The 10,341-nt window shown below is 69.5% G+C and carries 11 protein-coding genes; 7 read left to right on the forward strand and 4 right to left on the reverse strand.

Annotated features, from left to right (window positions below):
• From GX015_RS10550 to GX015_RS10560, 3 genes are all read left to right on the forward strand, one after another.
• Nucleotides 1-423 (forward strand): AIR synthase-related protein (locus tag GX015_RS10550; protein ID WP_291345007.1); only part of this gene is annotated, 423 nt, incomplete at its 5' end.
• Nucleotides 424-607: 184 nt separating this feature from the next.
• Entirely contained in the window at nt 608-1,435 is an 828-nt protein-coding gene (locus tag GX015_RS10555; RefSeq protein WP_205908759.1) for a thioredoxin domain-containing protein, read from the forward strand.
• 40 nt (nt 1,436-1,475) lie between these two features.
• Nucleotides 1,476-2,303, forward strand: coding sequence for a cytochrome c biogenesis protein CcdA (locus GX015_RS10560; protein WP_291345012.1), 828 nt, complete (start codon nt 1,476-1,478; stop codon nt 2,301-2,303).
• Here the strand turns inward: GX015_RS10560 and GX015_RS10565 are convergent.
• Together GX015_RS10565 and GX015_RS10570 are read right to left on the reverse strand one after the other, a co-directional pair.
• The gene (locus tag GX015_RS10565) at nt 2,300-4,288 is read right to left on the reverse strand and encodes an HNH endonuclease signature motif containing protein (RefSeq protein ID WP_291345013.1); all 1,989 of its coding nucleotides are present in this window, start codon (nt 4,286-4,288) and stop codon (nt 2,300-2,302) included. The two genes, GX015_RS10560 and GX015_RS10565, sit on opposite strands and share 4 nt — an antisense overlap.
• A 303-nt stretch (nt 4,289-4,591) precedes the next feature.
• Complete coding sequence (locus tag GX015_RS10570; protein WP_168938002.1) at nt 4,592-4,912, reverse strand: metalloregulator ArsR/SmtB family transcription factor; 321 nt, start codon at nt 4,910-4,912, stop codon at nt 4,592-4,594.
• Nucleotides 4,913-5,034: 122 nt separating this feature from the next.
• Between GX015_RS10570 and GX015_RS10575 the strand changes: the two genes are divergently transcribed.
• Entirely contained in the window at nt 5,035-5,451 is a 417-nt protein-coding gene (locus tag GX015_RS10575; RefSeq protein ID WP_291345017.1) for a low molecular weight phosphatase family protein, read from the forward strand.
• Here GX015_RS10575 and GX015_RS10580 read toward each other — a convergent pair.
• Both GX015_RS10580 and GX015_RS10585 read right to left on the reverse strand, forming a co-directional pair.
• Complete coding sequence (locus tag GX015_RS10580) at nt 5,426-6,091, reverse strand: DUF998 domain-containing protein (RefSeq protein ID WP_291345019.1); 666 nt, start codon at nt 6,089-6,091, stop codon at nt 5,426-5,428. The two genes, GX015_RS10575 and GX015_RS10580, sit on opposite strands and share 26 nt — an antisense overlap.
• A 16-nt stretch (nt 6,092-6,107) precedes the next feature.
• The gene (locus tag GX015_RS10585) at nt 6,108-7,076 is read right to left on the reverse strand and encodes an acyl-CoA thioesterase (RefSeq protein WP_291345021.1); all 969 of its coding nucleotides are present in this window, start codon (nt 7,074-7,076) and stop codon (nt 6,108-6,110) included.
• Nucleotides 7,077-7,097: 21 nt separating this feature from the next.
• Between GX015_RS10585 and GX015_RS10590 the strand changes: the two genes are divergently transcribed.
• From GX015_RS10590 to purM, 3 genes are all read left to right on the forward strand, one after another.
• Nucleotides 7,098-7,505, forward strand: coding sequence for a sterol carrier family protein (locus tag GX015_RS10590; RefSeq protein ID WP_291345022.1), 408 nt, complete (start codon nt 7,098-7,100; stop codon nt 7,503-7,505).
• Between the two features lie 53 nt (nt 7,506-7,558).
• The gene (purF, locus tag GX015_RS10595; protein ID WP_168938000.1) at nt 7,559-9,124 is read left to right on the forward strand and encodes an amidophosphoribosyltransferase; all 1,566 of its coding nucleotides are present in this window, start codon (nt 7,559-7,561) and stop codon (nt 9,122-9,124) included.
• 107 nt (nt 9,125-9,231) lie between these two features.
• Nucleotides 9,232-10,299 (forward strand): phosphoribosylformylglycinamidine cyclo-ligase, encoded by a 1,068-nt coding sequence (gene purM / locus GX015_RS10600; RefSeq protein ID WP_046650206.1) that lies wholly within the window; start codon nt 9,232-9,234, stop codon nt 10,297-10,299.
• Nucleotides 10,300-10,341: the final 42 nt, after the last annotated feature.

Genomic DNA, 10,341 nt, shown 5'->3' on the forward strand with positions numbered 1-10,341 from the left:
CACGGCACCATCGAGTCCCGCGGCGAGCACTTCGCCACCGCCGCGCGCGACCTGTCGGAGGGCGGCCTGTCGCAGGCCGTCGTCGAGGCCGCGGTCCAGTCGGGCGTCGGCATCGAGATTTCGCTTGACGACGTCTCGGCCGACCCGTTCGTGGCCCTGTTCTCCGAGTCGGCGTCCCGCGCCCTCGTGGCCGTCCGAGAGGGCGACACCGCGGAGCTGGAGGCCCGCGCGGCCGAGGTGGGCGTGCCGTTCGCGAAGATCGGCCGCGTCCTGACGGGCGACGATGAGAAGGTCATCCGCGTGTCCGGTGGCGAGGTCTCCTTCGAGATCCCCGTCGCCGAGGCGGAGTCCGCCTGGCGCGACACCCTGCCGAACCTGTTCGCCCACGCCGTGGGTGCGAACTCGGTGGTCGAGGCGGAGTAGCGACGGCCGTTCGCCGAACCAGTGGGGCCATTCCCGTGAAGGGGGTGGCCCCACTTTCGTGCGCCCGTGGGATACCGTGGGGCGCATTCGAATGATGAAGCGGACGGCGGGGAGATGGCCGTCGCAAAGCAGTACCCGAGCAGTACCCGAGCAGTATCCGAGCAGACACGAAACCGGAGATCCCATGAGCGACACCCCGACCACTCGCCGCAGCAAGGCCGCGCCCGGGATGGTGCCGGCGGTGATCGCGCTGGTGGTGGTCGTTCTGCTGATCATCGGCGTCGGCGGATACATGATGTGGGGCGGCTCGGGATCGGGATCGGGCTCCGGCTCTGGCTCGGCGAACAGCGCCGCGACCACCGATGCGGGCGGTGATGCGGCATCCGGCCAGGGCGGCACCCCGGATGCGGACGCCGGTTCGGGTGATGAGGGCCTGAGCTTCCTCGCCCGCCGCGACGCTGGCGACCGCATGGCCATGGGGGAGGTGAATGCGCCGGTCGTACTGGTCAATTATTCCGACTGGCGCTGCCCCTTCTGCGCGAAGTTCGCCCGCGACATGGAGCCGGCGCTGGTGCGGGACTACGTCGACACCGGCAAGCTGCGCATCGAGTGGCGCGACATGCCGATCTTCGGCGACGAGTCGATGGTCGCCGCACGCGCCGGCCGAGCCGCCGCGGAGCAGGGCAAGTTCCACGATTTCCACCGCGTCGTCATGGCCGCCGCCCCCGAGCGCGGGCATGCGGACCTCAACGAGCAGACGCTGATGGCCTTCGCCGAGCAGGCCGGCATCCCGGACCTGGAGAAGTTCCGCGGGGACATGCTGTCGGACCGCTTCGACGAGGCGATCGCGAAGGACGCCGAGGAGGGTTCGCTGTACGGCGTGAATTCGACGCCGACGTTCATCGTGGGCGCCGGCGCGATCGTGGGCGCGCAGCCGCTGGAGACGTTCGTCGAAGCCATCGAATCGCAGCTGCCGGAGCACCTGCGGACGCCGGTCGAGCCGGCGGAGTAGCCGCATGGGAGTGGGATCCATCGGCGTCGCGGGCGCTTTCTTGGGCGGACTGCTGTCGCTGCTCAGCCCGTGCTCGGCGCTGCTGTTGCCATCGTTTTTCGCCTACGCCTTCGATGGCGTGGGAAAGCTCGTGCAGCGCACGGTCGTGTTTTACCTGGGCATGATCGCCGTGCTGGTGCCGATGGGCGCGGGCATCGGCGCGATCGGCTCGTTGCTGACGATTCATCGTTCGACCGTCACGTTGATCGCTGGGCTGGTGGTGATCGCATTGGGCGTGTTCACGGCGCTCGGCGGAGGTTTCCGCGTCGGTGGCGGAGTCGACGGCGGCCGCGTCGGTGGCGCGGCCCGGGGGACCGGGATCCTCAACGTCGCGGTGCTCGGTGCGGTGTACGGGCTGGCGGGGTTCTGTTCGGGGCCGTTGCTCGGAGCGATCCTGACCGTCGCTTTGGCCGGTGGCTCGCCCGTGCAGGGTGGCTTGCTCATGGCGGTGTATGCGCTGGGCATGGCGGCGCCCCTTCTGCTCATGGCTCTGCTGTGGGAGAAGTTCGACCTCGGGTCCCGGTCATGGTTGCGCCCGAAGCCCGTGCAGATCGGCCCGGTGCGCACGAATTCGCTGTCGCTCATCGCCGGTGTGGTGCTGGTGGTGTTGGGCGTGCTGTTCATCGTCACCGGCGGTACCGCGGGGCTCGGTGGTGCGACGACGGTTGATCAACAATTCGCGATGCAGGAGTGGCTGACCAGCGTGTCGGGTGCGGTAACTGATCTGTGGGTGGTGTTGGGCGTGCTGGTTCTCGTTGCCATTGGTCTGGTCGTGTACCTGCTGCGGGGGAGTGTCTCATCGCGCTCGGCTCGCGAACCTCGGGCCTAGAAGGGGATGTCGGGGTGGGGGCCGAGCGGCGGGGGCGGCTCCGGTGCGGACCCCGGGTCTGCGTCGATCGTCGCACGCCGCCGGTGGGGGCGGCACACGGAGCGGGGGAGGCTGTCCGAGTGCGGATGAAACCTCGAATCGGAGACCGTTCCCGGTTGGGGTTCCGGTGCGGAGCCGGTTTCCGGCCCCACCCCCTCCCATTCGCCGGCGGCGCACTTTCGGTTCCATTCGGTCCATTCGTCGTCGATCATGTCGGGGTTCCTTTTCATCGGCGCACTTGCCCAGATGTCGTCGGTGGTGTCATCGGCGGCGTTTCGGCCATCGCGTCGTTTCATGTCCGAGGTCTCCTTGTCCGGATCCCAGGTCGGATCCTCGACGCTCGGCCAACCGTCATCAGCTGCGTCCGCCAGTGCCCGGGCTTCCGCAGCGACTGCGGGATCGGCGGAGTTGAGCGGGCCGGCGGTGAACTCCGCGAGTTCCTCCTCGTACTTCGCGGTCTCGCGGGCATGCCTGCGCAGTGCCGCATCGATGTCCGCCTGCTCCATTGCCTTGGCGGCGTCGGCTTCGGCCTTCATCCGGCGCAGATTGTCGCCGTGGATCGTCGAGGCCAACCGCGTCGCCCGTTGGGCGAACGTCTGACGCTTGATGTGGGCGATCGGCCCGTGCGGCACTGTCGTCGCCTTCGCCTCACCGGTGTGGTCCGACCAGGTCACCGAGCCGTCGGGGTGCATCTGCGCATGCCAGTGCCGGGAAGTTTTGAGGTTGTGGTGGTGCTGGCACAAGCACTGCAGATTCCATGTCGCCGTCACGCCGAGGTTGTTCGCGTCATTGCCGGCGATATACCCCGCACCCGCACCCTCTGCGGTGCGCATCCCGGGTGTCCCCTTCGGTTGGCCACCGCTCAGCCAATCCAGGTACACGCCCAGCGGAAGGAGGTGCCGGTCGTTGGCGTGGATCAGCGGGTTCTTCGCCGCATCGGGGTTGAAGTTGATCACGTGGTCGACCTGGCACCGGTGGGCGGGCACATCGCACCCCGGGAACCGGCACTGCCCGTCCCGGCCGCGCACACGGGCCTTCTGCGCCTCCGTCGGCGCGTAACCGCCCGTCTGCGAGTCGGCGGAGAGGCGGACAACTGCGGCACGTGCCAGCCATTCCTCGCTGACGTACTTCGGCAACCAGCCGGCGCCATCGAGCCACACTTGGACGTCGTCTTCGTCGGCGTCACCGTCGACGTAGATGTTCATGGTGACCTTGGCTCCCGCGAAGTCGCCACGGGACATCGCGATCATCGCATCGGTGTATGAGCAATCTTCCCCGGCCTTGACCTTGGCGTCCTTGATCGCCCGGACCGTGGCGTCGAATTCGGCCAAACGGTCCTTGCGCATGATGACCTCCATCGACCCGTGATCGCCCGGGTACTCGTTGTCGACGCCGTAGGACTCGCCGGTGACGGGTTGGGGCTCATCGCCGTCGGGTGGGGTGGAGATGGGTTCGACGGATTCGACGATGCGGCGGAGCTCCCGGGCGAAGACCCGGGGCCCGGGCAACGCCTGAAAATCCTTCCTGGGGCGCAGGTATCGGAGGAACCTCTTCTCGACTTCCGGAAGGTTGTCGTCGGAGACGGCGATGATGGACTTGGCGATGGTCGACAACCTCTCATGCGGCAGTGCACCGGAGCGGCAGAACTCCAGGATGCGGGGCATGCGGCGCAGCATCGTGCCGACGTCGCAGTAGACCGTCGCCCGGCCCTTGCTCACGCCGATGCGGGTGCCGACGGAGTTGACGTGCGAATCGACGTCATCGTCGCCGGCGGGCGCGACCGCCAAAGACAAGTGGACGTCCATGATGTTGCGGTGGCGGCCGATGGTGGTCACCGGTTCGTCGCGCTCGGTGGCCCACCGTTTGCGCGGCGGGGCCTTCTCGTCTCGGTTGCCGTCGTGGTCGGGCTGGTTGTTTTCTTCGGATGCGTCATGGTCGATGGCCATGTCGATTCCCCCGGTGGTGCGATGCTGATGAAGAGCGGTCCTGCATGTGATCGCTGACGCCGATCTGCCCCGAAACCAGGCCATTCCCCCGGCCTTGCTTCACCATTTATGGTACATGCGTTCGATTCAATTCTATCGAACATGAGGCAACATTTCGGACTCTTTTCGCACCATCTGAAACGTCAACACCGTCCAATGTTCCATGAGGTGAGATGGAACAAGAAGGCGAACCATGTCGACGGTGATTGGCGGCGGGCGATGTCGGCGCCTGCCGTCGTCAAGCCTGAGCCGATGGCCGGGCCCTTAAAACTCCAGCGCCGCTCGCAACGGTGCAAAACCCGCGGGCAGGAGGCGGTAGTGGGCCCAGCGACCGCGGCGCTCGACGGCGACCATGCCCGCGTCGACGAGCTTCTTCATGTGGTGGCTGATGGTGGCCGGGGTGAGCTCGAGGGCGTCGGAAAGGTCGCAGGCGCAGACGTCATCGCACTCGCGCCCGGCGAGGATGCCCAACAGCTTCAGGCGGGTGGGGTCGCCGAGGAGTCGGAACCCGGCGGCGAGGCCATCTGCCCCGGACTCCCCGGCGTCGGGCAGGCCGGTGCCGGAGCAGCACTGATCGGATGTCATGGCCCCACCGTAGTCCCCGGAAATTCAGTTCGACGGCCATCTAACCCCCGCGTAATCTGGGGCGCGCGGGCGCCCGCGCGGCGGGCCCGAATATCAGCGACCTCACCCCGAATGGAGCGGCCATGTCCGACACGCCCACCGTCTACTTCCTCTGCAACTCCAACGGCGGCAAGTCCCAGATGGCCGAAGCCATCATGCGCCTGCGCGCCGACGAAGCCGGCCGCGACGTCGAGGTCCTCTCCGCCGGCGTCAAGCCCGGTTCGAAGATCAACGCCGGCTCCGCCGCCTCCCTGTCCGAGATCGGCGCCGACATGACCGGCGGCACGCCCAAGGCCATCGACGACGCCGTCATGCGCGGCGCCGACCGCGTCATCGTCGTCGGCGGCGCGGATGTCCCCGCATACGACGGCATGAAGACCGACGTCGAGCGCTGGGAGGTCGACGAGCCCAGCCTCCGCGGCATCGAGGGGGAGGAGCGCATGAACCTCATCCGCGACGAGATCGATCAGCGCGTCAAGAAGCTTCTCGACGAGCTGTAGAACCCGCGGGCGTCACCGCGACGGAGACCGCCACGACCACCACCGCGGCGACGGCCAGGGAGAGGCGCTGCCACAGGCCCAGCCACAGGTTCGGGCCGCCGACCTCGTGGAGCCCGGAGGTCACGGCCACCATGGCCAGCAACGCCAGGAACACTCCGGCCAGCATGCGGCCGGCGCGGCCCCGCGCAATCAGCCACAGCCCCGCGCCGACCAGCGCCATGCCCACGGCCGCCGTCGACGAGCAGAGCGAATGCACCAGCACCGCCGACTTCTCGGCCTCCGTCAGCGCCGCCGACGCCCCCGGGCCGACGGTGGTGACGGTGGGCATGCGGAAGATCGAATCGGCCACCGTCGCCCCGCCCCACAGCACCAGGCCGGCGGGAGCGGCGAAATCGCGGACGCCGCCGGCTCGCCGGGCCAGCACCGCCAAGGCCACCCCCAACACCGCCAACAGCGTCCCCGACACGGTGTCCAGCCGCGCGAACAGGTCCCCGTGCGGCTCGGTGCGCGCGGCCAACTCGGACGCGTAGGACCGCAGCGGATCCACCCCGTTGGGCAGGAACCACTCCAGCACCCACCCCGAATAGACGGCGGCCGCCACGATCGCGAGGGCGATCACGGCGGCGCGGGCCGTCGTCAAGCGAAAACCGGCCAAGCTAGACACGGCCCATCGGGCCCACCAGCGGCAGGGGCTGGTGCGCGTCGCGGAGTTCCTTCAGCGCCAGGTCGTGGGCGTGGAGGCGCTTGTCCTCGTCGGTGGTCGGCTGGAAATGCGGCACCGGCTGCGGCTTGAAATCGTCGTCGATGGCCACGTACGTCATCGACGAATGCAGCGCCAGCTCCAGGCCACCGCGGCCCTTGCGGGGCTCGCCCGAATGGACGTGGACGCTCATGTGCATGGACGTGTTGCCCGTGCGCAGGATCCGCGCACGGACCTCCACCAGATCGCCGATGTGGATCGGCTTGTAGAACCGCACTCCGCCCGCGTACACGGCGATGGTCTGGCGGCCGGCCCAGTTCATGGAACACGCCGACGCGGCCTCGTCGATCCACTCCATCGCCGTGCCGCCGTGGACGTTGCCGCCCCAGTTGACGTCGGACGGCTTGGCCAGGAAGCGCGTGACCAGCTCCGGCGCCGACGACTCGGCGGTGTACGTCTGGGCGCGCATGGCGGCCTCGATGTCGCGGCGCAGGTCGAAGCGGGAAATCGCCGCCTCCTTGATGCGCTTTTCCTCATCGGTGGTCGGCTCCCACATGGGCACCGGCGTCGGCTTCCGGTTCTCGTCCATGGCCACGAAGATGACCAGGCAGTCGGCGGCGCGCGTGAACTCGCCCTCGCGCGGGTCGCGGGACAGCACCTCGTTGACGATGTGCATCGACGTCCGGCCCGTGTACGCGATCTTCGAACGGACCTCCACGATGTGGCCCGACGGGATCGGGCGGTCGAAGTGGATGTGGCCGAAGTAGGCGGTCACGCAGTACTCGCCGGACCAGCCGGTCGCGCAGGCGTAGGCCGCCTTGTCGATCCACTGCAGCACGCGGCCGCCGTGGACGCTGTTGGAACCGGCCATGAGCACGTCCGTGGGCGCGGCGAGGAAGCGGAGGGTCACCGAAGGCGAAGGCATGGCGTCAACCATAATGCGGGCATGGCCAAGAACGTCGACCCGGTGGAATTGAGGGCCGCCCTGGCGGCGGTGGTGGGCTGGTTGCTTGACGACGGCCCGGCGTCCCCGCGGCCCGCCCGCGCCCAGGTGGCCAAGGCCGTGCGACTGTCGGCGCGGATGCTGGCGGAGGAGGTCCCCGGGCACAGCGTGGAGCTGCGCGTGCCCCCGTTCGTGGCGGTGCAGTGCATCGAGGGGCCGCGGCACACCCGCGGCACGCCGCCCAACGTCGTCGAGGTGACGCCGCGGACGTGGCTGCGGCTGGCGCTGGGCCTGGTGGGATTCGACGAGGCGCGGGAGCGGGCGGGGGAGGAGCCCGGGGAATCGATGGACGTCTCCGGCACCCGGGCGGGGGAGCTGTCCGGGCACCTGCCGGTGTGCCGGTTGGGGTGAGGGGGCGGAGGCGGTTTGGTCTGCGGCCCGGCGGCGCGACTATCCTTGTCGGCGTGGCCGATACTCTGAACTACGGTTCCCCCGTCCCGGCGTCATCCCAGTCACCCGCATCCCCGCTCGACGATCTCGGGGAGCAGCCGCCCCGCGAAGAGTGCGGAGTGTTCGGCGTCTGGGCGCCCGGCGAAGACGTCTCCAAGCTCACCTATTACGGGCTGTTCGCATTGCAGCACCGTGGCCAGGAGGCCGCCGGCATCGCGGTCGGCGACGGCGACCAGATCCTGGTGTTCAAGGACCTGGGCCTGGTGTCGCAGGTGTTCGACGAGCAGTCGCTCGACGCCCTCAAGGGGCACATCGCGGTGGGGCACACCCGATACACCACGGCCGGCGCGCCGTCGTGGGAGAACGCCCAGCCCATGTTCCGCATGGCGCCGGACGGCACGGACATCGCCCTGGGGCACAACGGCAATCTGATCAACCACGTCGCGCTGGCGGAGGAAGCCGCGGGACACGGCCTCGTCGACCTCTCCGATCACCTGCCCAGCGACTCCGACATCATGTGCGCGCTGCTGGCGCACGAGACCGGCCTCATCGCCGCCGAGCGCGATGCCGCCGGCAAGGGGCAGCACGCCCCGACCGGCACCAAGGTCGAGGACGCGGCCCTGCGCCTGCTGCCGCGCCTCGAAGGCGCTTTCTGCCTGACCTTCACCGACGGCGAGACCCTGTACGCCGCCCGTGATCGCCACGGCGTGCGCCCCTTGGTTCTGGGCCGGCTGGCCAACGGCTGGGTCGTCGCCTCCGAGACCTGCGCGCTGGACATCGTCGGCGCCTCCTTCGTCCGCGAGATCCAGCCGGGCGAGCTGGTGGCCATCGACGCCTCCGGCGTGCGCTCCAGCCGCTTCGCGGACACCGCGCACAAGGGCTGCATCTTCGAGTACGTCTACCTGGCGCGACCGGACTCCGTCATCCGCGGGCGTTCCGTCAACGCGGTGCGCCTGGAGCTCGGCCGCCAGCTGGCGCGCGAATTCCCGGCCGAGGGCGACCTGGTCATCCCGGTGCCGGACTCCGGCACCCCCGCCGCGGTGGGTTACGCCCAGGAATCCGGCATCCCCTTCGGGCAGGGCCTGACCAAGAACGCCTACGTCGGCCGCACGTTCATCCAGCCGTCGCAGACCATCCGCCAGCTGGGCATCCGCCTGAAGCTCAACCCGCTGAAGGAGGTCATCGCCGGCAAGCGGCTGGTCATCGTCGACGACTCCATCGTCCGCGGCAACACGCAGCGCGCGCTGATCCGCATGCTGCGCGAGGCCGGGGCCGCGGAAGTGCACGTGCGCATCGCGTCGCCGCCGGTGAAGTGGCCGTGCTTCTACGGCATCGACTTCGCCTCGCCGGGCGAGCTCATCGCCAACGGTCTGCCCGAGGGCGACATCGTCGAGGGCATCGCCACGGCCATCGGCGCCGACACGCTCGGCTTCGTGTCCGTCGAGGGCATGACCGAGGCGTCCGAGCAGGCGCCGGCGGACCTGTGCCGGGCGTGCTTCGACGGCGCGTATCCGCTGGGGCTGCCCGCCGGGGACGCCAACGCGGAAGCCGTGGCGCGCATGCAGGCCGCCCAGGCCTGAAGCGGGCCGGATACGCTGGACGGCGCATCCGGGTCCTTCACCACGAACACCCAAGCACCACCCAATCAACACCGACCGACATTTCTAGCGGGAGACGAGAAGCGGACATGACCGACAACCAGAACACCGGCGCGTCCTACGCCGCAGCGGGCGTGGACATCGAGGCGGGCGATCGCGCCGTCGAGCTGTTCGCCCCGATCGCCAAGAAGGCGACGCGGCCCGAGGTGCGCGGCGGGCTCGGCGGGTTCGCCGGACTCTTCGCGCTCGGCGACTACAAGAAGCCGCTGCTGGCGGCCGCCTCCGACGGCGTCGGCACCAAGCTGGCCGTCGCGCAGGCGATGGGCAAGCACGACACCATCGGCCGCGACCTGGTGGCCATGGTCGTCGACGACCTGGTCGTCTGCGGCGCCGAGCCGCTGTTCCTGCAGGACTACATCGCCATCGGCAAGGTCGTGCCCGAGCACGTCGCGCAGATCGTCTCCGGCATCGCCGAGGGCTGCATCGACGCCGGTTGCGCCCTGCTGGGCGGCGAGACCGCCGAGCACCCGGGCGTCATGGAGCCCGACGAGTACGACGTCTCCGCCACCGGCGTCGGCGTCGTCGAGGAGGACAAGCTCCTCGGCCCCGACCGCGTCCGCGAAGGCGACGTCATCATCGCCATGGCCTCCTCCGGCCTGCACTCCAACGGCTACTCGCTGGCCCGCCACGTCCTGCTCGAGCACGCGGCCCTGCCGCTCGACGAGCACATGGAGGACTTCGGCCGCACCCTCGGCGAGGAGCTGCTGGAGCCGACCCGCATCTACGCCAAGGACTGCCTGGCGCTGATGGCCGAGTCCGAGGTCCGCACCTTCTGCCACGTCACCGGCGGCGGCCTGGCGGGCAACATGGCCCGCATCATGCCGGAGGGCCTCGTCGCGGACATGGACCGCGCCACCTGGACCCCGGGCCCGATCTTCCGCACCATCGCCGAGCTGGGCCGCGTGTCCCGCGAGGAAATGGAGAAGACCTTCAACATGGGCGTCGGCATGGTCGCCGTCGTCGCGCCGGAGGACCGCGACCGCGCCCTGGCCATGCTCACCGCCCGCCACATCGGCGCGTGGGAGCTCGGCGTCGTCCGCGCGGCCGAGGGCGACGAGGAGCGCGCCACGCTGCGCGGCGACCACCCGCGCTTCTAGCACCCGGCCCGAAGAGCCCGAAAAGGGGGCGGGCTCGGCCAC

The organism is Corynebacterium sp., assembly GCF_012837295.1.
GTDB lineage: Bacteria > Actinomycetota > Actinomycetes > Mycobacteriales > Mycobacteriaceae > Corynebacterium.